Below are 15,449 nucleotides of genomic sequence, written 5' to 3'. Positions count from 1 at the left end.
TCAGACGACTAATCGTCCTCAAGAGGCAAGCCCATGCGCACTTTGCCTTTGCCAAAATAGCGGCCAAACTGCAGTTCGTACACTTCGTCTTCGTCCTGGGTTTCGGCCTGAATGGCGCTGCGAGGATAGCTGACGCACAGTAGGGCATAGCCCTGGCGGCGCAGGTCGGGCGAAAGCCCCATGGCTTCGGGTTGGTCGACTTCGCCTTCGAGCAGTCGCACGGCGCAGGTGGTGCAGGCCCCGTTGCGGCAGGCAAAGGGCAGTTCTACTCCCTGACTTTCGGCCGACTGGAGAATGTAGCGGTCTTCGGGCACCTCTACGGTATAGATACGCCCGGTCTGGCGATGGTGAACGGTGACGGTGTGGGTGCGAACCATGGGGTTAGAGGTGGCGTTACAGGGGATTGGCGTTATGGGGACGGCAGGAATGAAACAGGGCGATCGCCCCTCAACCCGCCTTTCCCATGCTCGCACGAAAAATTGTCCCTGGGCAAATGAGCCCAATCGAATCCTAGAATCTGGCCCTGCCCCTGTTATCGCGCCCCATTGTTTGCTACGATAGCCTCTCAGCGGTGATAAGCCGCCCCCTGGAGAGATGGCCGAGCGGTTGAAGGCGCAGCACTGGAAATGCTGTTTAGGGGTGACTCTAACGAGGGTTCGAATCCCTCTCTCTCCGTTTTTTCCCTGACATTGGCTAGTGCCACTGACCTGTGTTGGCAGGTACTGCGCTGCGTCGAGCCTGGCGACGCTGGCTGGCCAGGCGCTCTAGACTGAGCGAAATGACCCCTAATGTGACCAAAATCACGCCCATCCACTGAATAAACAGCAGGGTCGACTTTTCGCCCGGAGTGATGAAATAGGCTAAGAGCGCAGTAGCAACGGGGCCGCTAGCCGCCACGATTGAAGCCTGGGAGGCTCCCAGCAGCTTGACGCCATAGTTATTAAACAGGTATCCCAGCAGGGTCAGTAGCCCGAGCAGCCCGGCCCCAACGTAAAGCCTGGCTGGCTGGCTGGGTTCGCCGGGGTCAAGCCCAAAGAACGACCCCACGATCAAAATGAGGCTGGTGAGAATAAAAATGGTCGAAAACTGCAGCAGACTAACCGACACCGGATGCAGCCGTTTAAAGCTCAGCTGCATCGCAATTAGAAAGAGCGCAAAAGCGACGCTGGCTAGCAGCGCGGCCCCAACCCCCCACAGCGATACGCCGCTGCCGGTAATGTCACTGTAGATGCGGGGGAGGGCCGTAAACACAATGCCCATGCTAATGGCAAACATCACCACTAGCCGCAGGGGGGTAGGGCGATCGCCAAACAAGAACCAGGCCAGGGGTACCGTAATGAGCGGGTACATAAACAGCAGTGTTACCGCCACCCCGGGGCCAACATCGGCAATGGCTTTATATATCAGCACTTGCGATAAAAACAAAAAGCCACCGCTAGCCACCACCTGCACCAGCGGCCGGCGATCGCTGTTCTGAAAAAGCTGCTGCAGGTCGTGACCTACGCGGGGGTAGAGGCGCGGCGCTACCAGCGCCAGCAGGGGTACGACCACCACCATACGCAACCACAGCAGCAGCAGCGAGTTGGGAATCGTCAGCGACAGCACCTCCTCAATCGGGATGAGCCCTAGAATTTGGCCGCCGTAGCCAATAATGCCGACAATGACGTTGTGCAGCGATAGAGCCAGGGTCGAAAGCACTACCATCAGCAGGCCCATCTGAAGCTGGGCCTGAGTGGGAAAACTGCCCGCCTCTGGAATGATGGCTTTGGTCGGACTGGCCTCCGAGGGCCGGGCCGGAGGGCGAGGCTGGGGCTGCATGGGCGGCCGAACCTGGGGCGATCGCGAGAGAGGCGGCGATGGCTTGGGGTAGGCTTCAGCTGTCTCACCTGGGCCAGGCTGAGGGCTGCGATAGAGGCCCGGCGGCAGAGCGGGGCCTGAGCCGGTGCTACCGTCGGAGGGTGGAGCACCATAGCCATTGTGATCAGCTGAGGGAGTCACCATCTGGCTCTGCAGCTGCTGGCTGAGCCGGGCCACAAGGGCTTCTAAAATGGCTTCCCCCTGCTGTTCGGCGCTCTGCATGCGATTAATTTGCTGGGAGAGGCTGCTGTGGTAGCTGGTCAAATCTTGCTGTAGCGATGTCAGGGTATTTTGAATCGTCGCATCTAGAGCAGCCAGACCCTGAATGGCGGTTGTGGAAGGGGCGATCGCGTCTGGCCGAGGGGACGAGGTCTGCAGGGCATGGGGGTGGGCATTGGCCAGGGCAGCCTCTAGACGTCCCTGCAGGTGGGTAGCTAGGGCCACCGCCAGGCGCTTGGCCCAGGCCTGCTGCTGGGCAATCTGCTGCTGAGAAAGGCCTTCTGCGTAGGTGGTTTGAAGCTGCTGGTGCTGACCCCGAAGCGCTTCATAGTCTCCCTCAAGGGCCTCAATGTCGGCCATCAACCGCTGCTTTTTGGCCTGCAGATGGGTAATGTCGTCTGATAGGTAGCCAGTAACTTGATGACGCAGCGCCTCCAGGTCGTGGCCCAGAACCCGCAAGACGGCCTCAGCCGATGGGGAAACGGGCTGGGGAGTAGAGGAATCAGGTAGATGGTCAGAGGGCCCCATGGGTGTCTCTCTCAGGATGCAATCATCGACTGTGACGGGGGGTGGCGACAGGGCCGCGCCGTCGTGAATGCTAGTATTGTGCTCAAAAAATCCAAAAAGATCTCTAGTAGCGCCACATTTAGGATGGTTTAGCCAAGTTTGAAGCTGCAACCCATGGGTGAATTCTTAACGGCCAGGCTCTCTAAACGTATTGCCTACTGGGTCTTTTTGAGCATTGTCGTAATCGAGGTTGTAATTTTAGTGCCCTCGGTGATGCGGCGCGAGCGGGAGTTGCTGAACTACCTGCGATCGCTGTCTACGGCCCAGGCCCTGGGTCGGCTCGATGCCTCTACCCTGGCCAATCTCGAGGATGAGATGCTGGTTGACTATCTACAGGGGCTGCAAACCAACCAGGTCATTTTGGGCGGGGCGATCTATGACCAGGTCGGTACCCAGGTCGGCAGCTTTGGCGAAGCGCCTCAGCTGACTCTGGCTGCCAGCCAGCGGGGCTGGTCGCCCGATCGCTACTACCGTCGCCAGCAGCGCTACGACACTCCCTGGGATATGCCACCGCTGCGCGATCGCTACGTGCTGATTGTGCGCCACGACGCCAGCGGGGTGCAGCGAGAGTTCTTTGCGTTCATTGGTCGCATTGCCGGGCTGGTCGTGATTATTTCGATATTTGTGACCGGGGCTACCCTGGTGGTGCTGCGGCGACTGCTGATTAAGCCGATCATGCTGCTGCGGCAGGATTTGATCACCGCCGGTCAGGCCATCGGCGACGACTGCGATACCCAAACCCTGGCTTTTGCCTCGCTGCCCCATGCCCGTGCCGATGAGCTGGGGGATGTGATTGCGGCCTTTGAGCAAATGTTTGGTCAGATTACCGCTGCGGTGGCCACTCGCAAGCAGAGCGAAACTCGGTTTCGCACTCTGGTTGAGCAGGCCGTAGATGCCTTTTTTGTGGTCGATGCCGCCGGACAGGTGCGCGATGTTAACCAAAACGCCTGCGACAGCCTGGGCTACAGCCGCGATGAGCTGCTGACTTTATCGGTAACCGACATTCAAACCACCCATACCCAGGCCGACTTTGAGGCCGTGTGGCGGCAGCTCAGGCCGGGAGTCCCCCAGACGCTCGAAGGCTGGCACCAGCGCAAAGACGGCACCGGTTTTCCGGTCGAGGTGCGCCTGGGGCTACTCGAGCTGGGCGGCAATTGCTATGGTCTGGCGCTGGCCCGCGATATTCGCGATCGCAAGGCCTCCGAAGCGGCCCAGGCCCGTCTGGCCGAAATTGGCGAGCTGGCCGCCATGATTGTCCATGAGGTGCGCAGCCCGCTGACTACGGTACTGCTGGGTCTAAATTCGTTTCGATCGCTCGACCTTCCCGAGCGCTTTCAGACCCGCCTTGAGCTGGCCCTAGAAGAATCCGAGCGACTGCAAAAGCTGCTGAACAGCATTCTTATGTATTCGCGCAATCCGGCCCTGGTGCCAGAACCGATTGAAATCAATGCCTTAGTGCGGCATCTGGCCAATACTTTAGAGCAAGACGCCAGTGCTCCGTCGCCGCTTCTAGACTTAAAGACGCTTCCCTACGCCGTCAATGTTAGGGGCGATCGCGACAAGCTCAAGCAGGTCTTCATCAACCTGCTCGCCAACGCCCGCGACGCTTGCCCCGCCACTGGCACCATTACCTGGGCCGTACAGCCCCCCGTCGCCGGACAGGTGGCGATTAGCATTCACAACGACGGCGAAGCGATCGCGCCCGAGCTGCTGCCCAAGCTCACCCAGCCTTTCTTCACCACCAGAGCCTCAGGCAACGGCCTGGGGTTGGCCATCACCAAACGCCTTGTAGAAGCCCACCAGGGGCAGCTGGTGATTACCTCCAACGCCAGTGGTACCGAGGTCACGGTAACGTTGCCCCTAGTTGGCTCGCCCTAGTGCGACAGGTCTGCTGGCGACAATAAAACGACCTGGCTAGGCGCTTTGTCTATCCCAAGCCCCCATCAGCTTAACCACTGTGCTTAAAAGGGCTAAAAAGCGTCTAAATCGAGCGCTTTAGAGCCGCCTTCTTCAATCAGCAGCAAAATTTTGCCCAGCTGTGACCAGATCAGCAAGCCGCTGAGCAGGGTCATAGGCACTCCCATGGCGTAGGCCGCTTTGGCCGAAAACCCAAACAGCTGAATACCAGAGGCTAAAAATACACAGACGCCGGCACAGATGCCGAAAAAGGGAATCTGTAGCTGTGGCCCCCGCATGGTAGCCAAAATGCGGGTAGAGCGCTTGCTGTTCCACTCAGCGACTGACTGCTGTAGCGCGGTGCTAAAGGCAAAGCCCGAAGTCACCGCAGCTAAAAATCCTGCCAAAAACAAAACGTAGGGCGGTTGTGGGTACACAGGCCTAAGAAAAACGAAACAATAATTTACTTCTCCTGATTATAGGGGAGAGCTGCACCCAGACCGATAGGTTCACAACTTAAACCTGAGTTAGCCTAACGCCGTGCCATCAAGTTTGGCCTAAAGGCTGAGGAACCGACTCTGTTATTCCCGACCTAGTCAACAGTTCCCGACCCAACAACAGGCTAAGGGGCGGCCATCAATTCTCAGCAATTAACCGACAGTGATGACTGACTCTAGGATCGCAGCACCTGGCGCAGGTCGCCTACCGCTGGCACTAGTTGTTCAGCCCGCTCTAAGGAATAGTTGGTCAGGGCTCCCCACGCTACTCCTAGCACCCGATCAAAGGTAATTTCGTCCTTGACTAAGGCCCACAGTCGCTGCACCTCTTGGGTGTGCAAGCGATCGTCCTCCGTCAGGGCCAGCACAATCATCTCGCGGAGATGAGCCCCCTCATCTGACATGAGATAGCGAATCCCTAGGCCAGCCGTCGGCAGCAGGTCAAACCCAGCATCGCCGCGGGCGATCGCCAGCATGTTCTCCAGTCGATCCCACTGCAGCTGCCCGTCCTGGAACAGCACCTCAAGCAGCCGCTGTCTGAGGGCCGGGGTTTCGCCCAACAGCAGGCGACGGGCTACGTAGGGGTAAGCTACGTTAATGATTTTAAAGCTGGGATTGAGGCTCAGGGCCAGGCCCTCTTGAGTTACCAGAGAGCGAATGATGAGGGCAAACTTAGCCGGTACCCGAAATGGGTACTCGTACATTAGCTCCGAAAATTGGTCGGTAACGGTTTTGAAGTTGAAGTCACTAACCTTTGCGCCCAAGGCATCGCCCAGCACCCGATTGAGGGCAGGCACAATCGGGCCAAGGTCGGTATCAGGGGTTAAAAAGCCCAGCTTGACAAAGTCTCGTCCCAGGCTGTCAAAGTCCTGATTGATCAGGTGTACTACAGCGTCGACCAGGGTTTCTTTAGTAATTTGATCGAGCTGATCCATCATGCCGAAGTCGATGTAGGCCATCCGGCCATCGGCTAGGGCAAACAGGTTGCCGGGGTGGGGGTCGGCATGGAAAAAGCCAAACTCTAGCAGCTGGCGCAGCCCGGCGGTAACGCCAATTTCAATCAGGCGATCGGGGTCAAGATTATCCCTTTGCAGTGACACCATGTCGGTGAGCTTGCAACCGTCAATCCATTCCAGGGTGAGCACCCGCTGGCTGCAGTAGGGCCAGTAAATAGCAGGTACCTTGACGGTGCTGTCGTCTTTAAAGTTGGCGGCAAACCGCTCAGCATTATGGCCCTCGTTGAGGTAATCAATTTCCTCAAACAGCTTGGTGCCAAACTCATCCACAATCAGGGTGAGGTCGTGCCCTAAGTTGAGGGGTAAAAACCTGCCTAGCCAGCCCGCCGCCCAGCGCAGCAGGTAGAGGTCGCGGCACAGCACCGGGCGCAGGTTAGGTCGCTGCACCTTAACGGCCACCTCTTCCCCAGAGAACAACCGCCCCCGATACACCTGCCCCAGGCTCGCCGCCGCTACCGGCAACGGCGACAGGTTGCTAAAAATTTCTTGAGGGCTATAGTCTAGCTCTGCTTCAATAATCGCCATCGCCTCAGCGGTGGGAAAGGGCGGCAGCTGGTCTTGCAGCTTGGTCAGCTCATCGAGAAAATCTTGCCGCACCAGGTCAGGCCGGGTTGAAAGGGCCTGGCCTACTTTGATAAAGGTTGGCCCTAGGTTAGTGAGCACCTGACGCAGCTGAGCGGCGCGGCGCGGGCGGTTTTGGGCCTCTCGACCCAGCCAGCGATCGCTCTGCAGGCCCAGTACAAAGGTGCCCAACCACCACGAAATTTGCAAAACTCGCCAACTTAAGCTGCCTAACCGCCAGCGGAAGTAGCGGGCGATCGCTACTGCGTCGTAAGTGCCCAATAAAGCTGGATCTATCGCTGCCACTGCGCCAATTGCCCCTTACGTCACGGTTACGTCACTGTGCGGTGCTGCCCCAATCGATGGGCTATCGCTGGCCAACAGCTGCCGAATAACAAACCCCAATAACAACCAAGGGGGCACAGCGGCAAGCGGCGATCGAAAACCCCTAAACTGGGTTAATCTACCTTAAATATAGTATAGAAAACTACAAACAATTCTGACGCAATTTTTGACGCCGCTGATCCGGGTTTTTCGCTGAGGGTTTTTGCTTAGTGCTCACCCAGCTTGCTTCAAACCCAACGTTAGCAATACTGTGCGGCTTTAAGCCCCATCTGAGCCAAACAGTCCTTCAGCGTCTGCACTACCTGAACCTGGGCGGCTTCTCCCAGTTCTGGAAACATCGGTAGCGACAACACTTGATGAGCGGCGGCCTCGGCCTGGGGCAGATCTCCCGGTCGGTAGCCCAGGTGGCTGTAGACCGGCTGAAGATGCAGGGGCAGAGGGTAGTAAACCATGCAAATGACTCCTGCTTCGCGCATCAGCTGCTGCACCTGGTTGCGCTCCTGACCGTCGGCAGTGGCCTGGGGCAGGCGCAGGGTGTACTGGTTCCAAACCGAGCGGCCAAAGGTCACCGGCAGCGGACGCACCACTTCGGCCACGGGGTCGAGCAGGGTGTGATAGCGATCGGCAACTTGCCCCCGCTGCTGGTTCCAGGTGTTGAGGTGGCGAAGCTTAATCGCTAAAATGGCGGCCTGCACCGAGTCGAGTCGGCTATTGACGCCAATCGCTTCGTGGTGATACTTGACCCGACTGCCGTGCTCCCGCAGCATGCGGACGGTGGCGGCGAGGGTTTCGTCGTTGGTGGTTAGTGCCCCCCCATCGCCGCAGCCCCCCAGGTTTTTGGTTGGGAAAAAGCTAAAACAGCCAATGTGTCCAATGCTACCAACCTGCTGGCCCATCCACTCAGCGCCCGTAGCCTGGGCACAGTCTTCAATGACCATCAGGTCGTAACGTGTGGCCAGATCCATAATTGGGCCCATATCGACGGGCCGACCAAACAGGTGCACGGGCATAATCGCTCGAGTGCGATCGCCAATGGCCGCCTCGATCTTGGTCACATCCAGGTTAAAGGTGCTGGGGTCAATATCGACAAAAACCGGCGTCGCCCCCACTGCGCTAATGGCCTCTGCCGTTGCAATGAACGTAAAGGGTGAGGTGATAACCTCGTCGCCAGCGCCGATATTAGAAGCCCGTAGCGCTAAATACAGAGCATCGGTGCCAGAGTTACACACAATGCACTGCTCCGAGCCCACATAGTTACCAAAGGCCTGGGCAAAGGTTTCGACAATTGGCCCATTGATGTATTGTCCAGAGGCCAGTACCTCGGCCACGGCAGCATTTACATCGGCTTGAATTGTTCGAAACTGCTCCGTAAGATCAACAGGAGGAATTACACTCACTCGCTCACACTCACCTAGTGGATAGGCTTAGTTTACCCTACCCCAAGGCGGCATCGGAGTCGTTGCTGGCCCCCTACCTCTAGCCGTGGCCTCGTCGGCCCAGGAGATTGCCTTGACTGATCTGCCCGGTTTTCCCCTCACATTAGGTTCTACCCAAGAATCTTCCCCGCCAAAGTTCGTCTCTCAGAACGACTCTACCCGCTGGATACGTCGTTGCTTAGAACTGGCTAACCTGGCGGCCGGGCAAACGGCCCCAAACCCAATGGTTGGTTGCGTTGTATTAAAAGACGGCATCGTGGTCGGAGAGGGCTTTCACCCAGGGGCTGGGCAGCCCCATGCCGAGGTATTTGCCCTGACCCAAGCAGGGGATCGTGCCAGAGGGGCAACGCTTTACGTCAACTTGGAGCCCTGTAACCACACTGGGCGCACCCCCCCCTGTACCGACGCGGTGATTCGGGCCGGCCTGAGTCGGGTGGTGGTGGGCATGGTTGACCCTGACCCTAGGGTCTCAGGGTCGGGCATTGATCGCCTGCGCCAGGCCGGTGTTGAGGTCGAGGTTGGGGTAGAAGAAGCCGCTTGCCAACGCTTGAATGAAGCGTTTGTGCAGCGGGTTACTCACCAGCGACCCCTGGGGCTGCTGAAGTACGCTATGACCTTAGACGGTAAAATTGCGGCTACCGGTGGTCACAGTGCCTGGGTCACGGGGCCGACGGCGCGGGCCGCTGTCCATCAACTGCGCGCTACCTGCGATGCCGTGGTTGTGGGCGGCAATACGGTCCGGCGTGACGACCCCAGGCTAACCAGCCACGGGCACGGTTCCCACAATCCGCTGCGGGTCGTAATGAGCCGCCGCCTCGATCTTCCCGCCCAGGCCAACCTGTGGCAGACCAACGATGCCCCCACAGTGGTTTTCACCGCCCCCGATGCTGACTCAGAACGACAGCAGCTGTTGTCGGCTCAAGGGGTGGAGGTGATAGAGTTACCCGCGTTGACCCCTCGCCTTGTCACCGCGCAGCTCTACCAACGGGGCTGTGCCGCCGTCTTGTGGGAATGCGGTGGCCTGCTGGCGGCCGAGGCCATTAAGGATGGCGTCATTGACAAGCTGTGGGCATTTGTAGCACCTAAGCTGGTAGGCGGTACAGATGCTCCTGGCCCGGTTGGGAACCTGGGCATTCACCACATGGGCCAAGCCCTGGCCCTGGAGCGCACCACCTGGCGCACCCTAGGCAACGACCTGCTGCTGGAAGCCTACCTGCGGCCTCCAGGCTTGGCCTAGCGCTTTATCCAGCTTAATTTTAGGGATCCACGTAGGGTACGTTCTCGAAGCCATGTCCCGCGCAGGGAATGGCTCAGGCTCTGCAGAGATCCAGGGGTTATGATCAGTCAGCCACCGATAGTCCAAAAATCAGCAGTTACAGCCCCTGGCTTACTTTGTGGGTCAGGTGTGGCAAGGCTGATGGCACCAGACCTTTAGCTGGAATTGATGAAATGCCCTAGGGATAAATGCGTACCAACCGGGGAATGTCGTAAATGAGTTCTCGTTTGCGCATAAAGGCGTCTAGCGCTAGCCGCAGGTCGTCTTTGCCGCGAAAGGACTCGATCCGCTGGTAAACTTCACCCTGGTCAAACAGCAACAGGGTGGGCAAGTTGGAGAGGCGGTAGGTATTGGCCAATCGCAGGTTTTCATCGGCGTTGATATCGACTAGTCGGACATGATCTTGCCATTCGCTCTGAAAGCTTTGGAGAACTGGAGTGATCATTTTGCAGAGCCCACACCAAGGAGCCCAAAAATGAACCAGCACAGGCAGTTCAGACTCAAGCACAGCTGCTCTAAACGTGGCTTCGCCAACAGACATTGACATTGACTATATAAAAAAGAGCTTAACTAACCGTCCGGAGGAGCCTAGGGGCACCCAGAGATAACTTTAACGTTTGAAGGGAGTTCGAAAATATTCGTGATTGCTATTGGGATCATTGTAGACCAGGTGAGAATGGAAGTTAATGGGCAGGATCAAGGATTGTGCCAAATCCCTAACACGGCTCCTGATCCGGCACGCCGCCGCCGGCGATGGGCTAGCTCTATTTCAGCGTCGCTGACGGTGGAACGCGCCCCTTCTGCGATCGCCCCTTCAGACTCAACATTCCATCGGCTGATGCTGCTGAAGTAGTTCTAGAGCACTGGCTGCGGGCAGCGGCTTGGCAAAGAAATAGCCCTGGCCGTAGTCGCACCCCTCCTGCCGCAGAATAGCCACCTGGGTAGCCGTCTCTACCCCCTCTGCCACCACTTCCATGCCCAGCTTTTGCCCCAGGGTCAAGATGGTGTTGATGATGGCCCGGTCCTCATTGCTTTTCTCCAGGCGGCCCACAAAAGATTTATCCACCTTCAGGGTATCCATTGGAAAGCGGTGCAGGTAGCTGAGGGAGGAGTAGCCGGTGCCAAAGTCGTCGATGGCTAACTTCAGATCAAGGGACTTTAGCTTCAGCATCAGGTCAATGGCGGCATCGACATCGCCCATCACCATGCTTTCGGTAATTTCTAGCCGCACACAGTGACCATCTACCTGGGTTTCTTGCAGGGCGGCCTCGATTTGGTGAATCAAGTCGGCCTGCCCAAACTGCCGGTTAGATAAGTTAATGCTCATGGTCAGGTGGCGATAGTGGGGAAACTGATTGTGCCAATGGCGCAGCTGCCGACAGGCCTCGCGAAAAATCCACTGCCCCAGAGCCATGATCAGCCCAGTTTCTTCTGCTGCCGGAATAAAGGCGCTGGGCAGCACAAACCCCCGCTCTTTCTGGTGCCACCGCACCAGGGCCTCAAACCCGGCCAGTTCTCCGGTTTTGAGGTTGATAATGGGCTGGTAATACAGCAAAAATTCTTGGTTGTCGAGGGCGCTAATTAAGTCGCTTTCGAGCTGAAGTCGGTTGACGGCCTCGGTGAGCATACCGGCGGCAAAGATTTCAAACCGCGTCTTGCCCAAGGCCTTCGCCCGGTACATGGCTGTGTGGGCATCGCGCAACAGGTCGGCGGGCTTGTGCTCCAGGCCAGGTTGACTGATGGCCATGCCAATGCTGAGGGTGCTGGGCAATTTTTGACCATGCAGGGTGAGCGGTTCTGAGAGGGCATACTGCAGCCGGTCCATTAGCTCTCCGGCGGCGGTACTGTCCAGATGGGTCAGCAGGAGCGCAAATTCGTCGCCCCCGACTCTGGCCACCTGGGCTTCGGGGGGCATGTGTTGCACCAGCCGCTGGGCCATCAGCTGCAGCACTTCGTCGCCTACCTGGTGGCCCAGACTTTCGTTGATTACCTTAAAGCGATCGATGCCCATAAAGGCTACGATCACGGGCTGCTTGGTGCTCTGGCGGTAGTAAAGGGCCTGCTGAATCGTGCCGATGAATGCTTCGCGGTTGGGCAGGCCGGTAAGGGAATCATGGGTGGTGCGATAGAGCAGCTTGTAGGCCAGCACCACCGCCACTGCGGCCAGGATGCCCATGGCAGGTTCGGCCAGGGGTACCCATACCAGCCCGTTGATGGCTATCCAGCCGCCCACCCCTAGCCCCCCTAGCAGCAGGCCGCTAGACAGCAGCAGGCCGCTGGGGCCCCTGACGGTCCAGACTAGGCCACCCGCTGTTAGACACCAGCCCCAGAGCCAGAGCCCCTCGGCCCAGGGGGGCAAAAACCTATAGTGGGCGGGCTGCCCGGTGACGATGTCTAGTAGCTGTCGAATCATTTGCCCGTGGATGACTACCCCAGGCATGGTTAGCTCATCGTCTTGGTTGAAGCTGAAGGGGGTATAAAAGCGGTCTTTGAGGCTGGCGGCGGTGGTGCCGATTAGGACAATGTTGCCGTCGATCCAATCGGGGTCGAACTGACGGCTGAGTACCTGGCTGATGGAGAGATGGCGGGCCGGCATTTGGTCGGTGTGGTAGCGCAGCAAAATTTGATAGCCGCTGCTGTCAACGTTTTGGTAACCGCCGTCGCGGGCTGAGAGCACTCGGATGGCGCGATCGCCCAAAAACAAATGGTTTTCCTCGGCTCTTAAAACTTCAGCTGAGTAGCCCTGGTAGGCCATAATCACGCGCAGGGCAAAGGAGTAGTAGCCCCCCTCAGGGCTGCGCACAAAGACTAAGTTGCGGCGAATCACGCCATCGGAATCGGTCGGGAAATCATTGAACCCTACTCGCTCTGGCTCAACTGTGGGGGGAGCAGGCACCTCGCCCTGGCCCTGGGTGCTGCCTACATTCATAATGGCAACGAGGTTTGGCTCTGCCAGGGCCTCAATTAAAGCGTTCGCCCCTGGTGGACGCAGAGTGCTGCGGTAGAGGTCTAGGCCAACAACTTTGGGATTTTGAGCCTGGAGGGTTTGGATCACCTCGGCCAGCAGTTCGTCGGTGAGGGGCCAGCCGTACTGCCGAATGTCGGCCTCGGTGATGCCCACAATGGTCATGCGAGGGTCGAGGCCTTGACTCGGACGCATTCGCACCAGCTGATCAAATAAAAACAGTTCTGCTGGTTCTAAAACATTTAGTAGCTTCACCCCAGTCACCATGGCGCTAGCTAGCAGGCTTGCCAACAGCACAATCTTGCCGCCAGTATTTAGGGGCGTAACTCCCCACCAGTGAAGCACCTGAGGTATGACGCCACGGCGCAGTCGGTGGCTTACTCTGTTGAGTATCGTCGCTTTCACAATTGCTGGGCCTTTGAAAGACAGAAAACTAGACGACGGAGAATGTCTCAGGTAGCACACCCAGTATCCCCTATCCCTGAAGCCGCCTGGAGCGCTAATGGGGAATGAGGACTGCTGATCAGCATGCCCAGACGAAAGGTTCTTTGGCCCAGGTGATAGTTTTCTTATTGAGCAAGTTTATATAGCGATGGCCATCGCGCTTAGGACATCGGCCTCTTCCAGTGGCAAAAACTGGGTCAGCGCCGTGGCGTATAGCCACCGCTTTAGGGGATACAAGCTATGTCCTAACCGTGCTAGCGATGGCTATATCTGTGTGTAGTAGGCTTGCCTTGGTTCGGGCCTAAAAATTCGGGCCTAAAAAACAGTAGCGGCAGATTCTAAGCCCGAATCTGCCGCTACTGCACTAAGTTTTTATCGTTTTAGTCAGTCAGTTTTCCTGTGTTTTTTGGGCCGGAGGAGAGGCAGCGCGCTACTGAGCTGCCGCCGGGTTGGGCATAACCCAGTGAGTACCGCCGCCCTGACGGCGACCCGGAAACTCGTCTCGACTCTTGGCGCTGGCGACAGAGTCTATGCCAAACGCCTGAAAAATTACCATAGCCGCTAGCGATAGTGTTCCAATAGTGAGAACGGAACAGTAGGAACGAGCGGTGTGCCCCAGCAGAGTTTGCATAAATGTATCGTTGTGGCCTCAAACCTGAATGGGTCAAGCCTGAGGGTAGACGCTCCCTAAACAACATTGACGACTCGGCATTCCCTGACCATGGCTGAGATGCTGACCATGGTTTTAACCAGCGAAGCCTATATCCATTAAGGCTGAAGCTGATCAAGACCATCGACAGGGGACCCACGGAACTTAGTATTACGAGAATTTACGGAAGCTCCAGCTTCCATAGAAGAAATAATGTGAGGATTTTATAAATTTTCCTTAATTCTTCCGGATTTTGACGAACGGAGCTACGGCCACCGCTGTTTGGTTCAATGCTTCAGGTCAAACGGCACCTGAAGCCTCCGTAGGTTTACGGAACTTGAGCTGGCGAGACTGGTATTAGCTGAGCTGAGCTAGTGCCAGGCCCAGTAAAAGCGCCAGGACAGCGCCTATCGACGTGTTGATGCCGTTGACAACTTCGTTTGTTAACCAGGCAAATTTGGGCTGCAGGGTTGCGCCGATCAGGCTTTCTAAGGTGGTGGCTAGAAAAGCAGCTACTAGGCAAAGGGCAATTGCCCAGGGGCTAATCAGCCCGACCCCCCAGCCAACTAGCGCTATAACCGCTGACCCCCCAACGCCAGCCAGGGTGCCCTCAAGGCTAACGGCCCCCTCGGTACCGGCGGGTACGGGTTTGAGAGAAGTGATGAGAAAGGTATGCTGCCCGTAGGCTTTGCCAACTTCGCTAGCGGTGGTGTCGGAGAGTTTGGTGCTGAGGCTGCTGACGTAGGCAAGGGCCAGTAGCGGTAGCCACAGCTGTTGGCTGGCCGGGGCGGCAACTGCCCCCAGTATTGCGATCGCGATCGCGCAAACGGCTGCGGCTAAGGCCGACCCCCAAACATTCTCTGGCCCCCTAACCCCCGATCGCCCCTCGGCAATGCCCGCCGCTTCTTTGCGCTGCTGGCCCAGGCGGGTGACGGCTGAACCGGCTAAAAAGTAGGCCATTACCACGGTGTAACCTCGCCAGCCCAGGCCACCCCACACCAGTACCCCCAGCCCCCAGGCGTGGAGATACCCGGCTGGAGTCAGCAGCTTTTTGGGCAGTGCCCAGGCGATCGCAAGCAGAACCGTATTGACCAGCGCGCCAGTCAGCCACCCCGTCACCTGGGGGACCGGGATCACGGTAGAGACTACCGCCACAGACAAAGCCATAGACTACCTCGTAGGCATTGCCCCTAGTCTATAGGGCAAAGGACTTGTGCAGGTGTAAGCAGTTGCCCTGCTCAGGGGCAGGTTCATAGGTTAGGCGATCGGCCACCAGGTACATGATTTTAAGCCCTCGCCCCCCCTCTGAGTCTGGGTTATTGACGGTAATTTTGTGGCGCAACATCGAGGACAAATCAAAGCCGGGACCCTGATCCCAGATGCGGATATCGATGGCGCGATCGCTCACCGCTACTTCAATGCGTACGGGGGTAGCTAGGGGTAGCCCGGCATGGGCATGGCGCACGGCGTTAGTAAAGCCCTCGATCAGCGCGAGCTGACACTGCAACCAAATGTTGTGAGGAATGGGAGCAGCCTGAAACTGATCGAACCACGCCAGTACCGACTTTAGGTCCGTAGGGTCAGTTTGGGTCTCAATCTGGCTGGTGTGCTGGTAGGTCAAAACAGGCTATGGCTAGATCGCTCACCTCTGCATCATAGGCTGAAGCCCACTCCGGCAAAAGCCTTGAGGCAAAGAGTTTTACATCTTTGCGTAACTCGGG

The 15,449-nt window shown here is 57.6% G+C and carries 12 protein-coding genes and 1 tRNA gene; 3 read left to right on the top strand and 10 right to left on the bottom strand.

The window, feature by feature from the left end:
* Nucleotides 1-8: 8 nt before the first annotated feature.
* Nucleotides 9-377, bottom strand: a complete 369-nt coding sequence (locus tag IQ265_RS09950; protein WP_194052923.1) for a 2Fe-2S iron-sulfur cluster-binding protein — start codon at nt 375-377, stop codon at nt 9-11.
* Nucleotides 378-588: 211 nt separating this feature from the next.
* On the opposite strand from IQ265_RS09950, the gene IQ265_RS09945 reads away from it, so the two are divergent.
* Nucleotides 589-675, top strand: a tRNA-Ser gene (locus IQ265_RS09945).
* Nucleotides 676-693: 18 nt separating this feature from the next.
* Here the strand turns inward: IQ265_RS09945 and IQ265_RS09940 are convergent.
* Entirely contained in the window at nt 694-2,604 is a 1,911-nt protein-coding gene (locus tag IQ265_RS09940; protein ID WP_228037756.1) for an EamA family transporter, read from the bottom strand.
* A 153-nt stretch (nt 2,605-2,757) separates the two neighbouring features.
* Between IQ265_RS09940 and IQ265_RS09935 the strand changes: the two genes are divergently transcribed.
* Nucleotides 2,758-4,521: an ATP-binding protein gene (locus IQ265_RS09935; protein WP_194052921.1), complete on the top strand. Its 1,764-nt coding sequence runs from the start codon at nt 2,758-2,760 to the stop codon at nt 4,519-4,521.
* A gap of 92 nt (nt 4,522-4,613) precedes the next feature.
* Here IQ265_RS09935 and IQ265_RS09930 read toward each other — a convergent pair whose 3' ends face one another.
* From IQ265_RS09930 to IQ265_RS09920, 3 genes are all read right to left on the bottom strand, one after another.
* Nucleotides 4,614-4,976, bottom strand: coding sequence for a hypothetical protein (locus IQ265_RS09930; RefSeq protein WP_347404939.1), 363 nt, complete (start codon nt 4,974-4,976; stop codon nt 4,614-4,616).
* Nucleotides 4,977-5,212: 236 nt separating this feature from the next.
* Complete coding sequence (locus tag IQ265_RS09925; RefSeq protein ID WP_228037755.1) at nt 5,213-6,895, bottom strand: AarF/ABC1/UbiB kinase family protein; 1,683 nt, start codon at nt 6,893-6,895, stop codon at nt 5,213-5,215.
* Between the two features lie 302 nt (nt 6,896-7,197).
* Entirely contained in the window at nt 7,198-8,355 is a 1,158-nt protein-coding gene (locus IQ265_RS09920) for a DegT/DnrJ/EryC1/StrS family aminotransferase (RefSeq protein WP_194052917.1), read from the bottom strand.
* A 121-nt stretch (nt 8,356-8,476) separates the two neighbouring features.
* Between IQ265_RS09920 and ribD the strand changes: the two genes are divergently transcribed.
* Nucleotides 8,477-9,631, top strand: a complete 1,155-nt coding sequence (gene ribD / locus IQ265_RS09915; RefSeq protein WP_194053106.1) for a bifunctional diaminohydroxyphosphoribosylaminopyrimidine deaminase/5-amino-6-(5-phosphoribosylamino)uracil reductase RibD — start codon at nt 8,477-8,479, stop codon at nt 9,629-9,631.
* 217 nt (nt 9,632-9,848) lie between these two features.
* Here ribD and IQ265_RS09910 read toward each other — a convergent pair whose 3' ends face one another.
* The 5 genes from IQ265_RS09910 to IQ265_RS09890 all read right to left on the bottom strand — a co-directional run bounded on the left by IQ265_RS09910 (nt 9,849) and on the right by IQ265_RS09890 (nt 15,349).
* The gene (locus IQ265_RS09910; RefSeq protein WP_228037775.1) at nt 9,849-10,211 is read right to left on the bottom strand and encodes a thioredoxin domain-containing protein; all 363 of its coding nucleotides are present in this window, start codon (nt 10,209-10,211) and stop codon (nt 9,849-9,851) included.
* Nucleotides 10,212-10,490: 279 nt separating this feature from the next.
* Complete coding sequence (locus IQ265_RS09905; RefSeq protein WP_194052913.1) at nt 10,491-13,040, bottom strand: EAL domain-containing protein; 2,550 nt, start codon at nt 13,038-13,040, stop codon at nt 10,491-10,493.
* A gap of 469 nt (nt 13,041-13,509) precedes the next feature.
* Nucleotides 13,510-13,710 (bottom strand): hypothetical protein, encoded by a 201-nt coding sequence (locus tag IQ265_RS09900; protein ID WP_194052911.1) that lies wholly within the window; start codon nt 13,708-13,710, stop codon nt 13,510-13,512.
* A 375-nt stretch (nt 13,711-14,085) separates the two neighbouring features.
* Nucleotides 14,086-14,895 carry a TIGR00297 family protein gene (locus tag IQ265_RS09895; protein WP_194052909.1) on the bottom strand — a complete coding sequence of 270 codons (810 nt, stop codon included), beginning with the start codon at nt 14,893-14,895 and terminating at the stop codon, nt 14,086-14,088.
* 28 nt (nt 14,896-14,923) lie between these two features.
* The gene (locus IQ265_RS09890; protein WP_194052907.1) at nt 14,924-15,349 is read right to left on the bottom strand and encodes an ATP-binding protein; all 426 of its coding nucleotides are present in this window, start codon (nt 15,347-15,349) and stop codon (nt 14,924-14,926) included.
* Between the last annotated feature and the right edge of the window lie 100 nt (nt 15,350-15,449).

Origin of the sequence: Nodosilinea sp. LEGE 06152, from assembly GCF_015207525.1 — a bacterium.
Taxonomy (GTDB): Bacteria; Cyanobacteriota; Cyanobacteriia; order Phormidesmidales; family Phormidesmidaceae; genus Nodosilinea.
Note: the sequence above shows the minus strand (reverse complement) of the source record. Positions and strands in the feature narration are given on the sequence as shown.

Coding starts and splice junctions, on each gene's coding strand:
- IQ265_RS09950 (WP_194052923.1), bottom strand. CDS start 377: ATGGTTCGCACCCACACCGTCACCGTTCACCATCGCCAGACCGGGCGT.
- IQ265_RS09940 (WP_228037756.1), bottom strand. CDS start 2,604: ATGGGGCCCTCTGACCATCTACCTGATTCCTCTACTCCCCAGCCCGTT.
- IQ265_RS09935 (WP_194052921.1), top strand. CDS start 2,758: ATGGGTGAATTCTTAACGGCCAGGCTCTCTAAACGTATTGCCTACTGG.
- IQ265_RS09910 (WP_228037775.1), bottom strand. CDS start 10,211: ATGTCTGTTGGCGAAGCCACGTTTAGAGCAGCTGTGCTTGAGTCTGAA.
- IQ265_RS09900 (WP_194052911.1), bottom strand. CDS start 13,710: ATGCAAACTCTGCTGGGGCACACCGCTCGTTCCTACTGTTCCGTTCTC.
- IQ265_RS09895 (WP_194052909.1), bottom strand. CDS start 14,895: ATGGCTTTGTCTGTGGCGGTAGTCTCTACCGTGATCCCGGTCCCCCAG.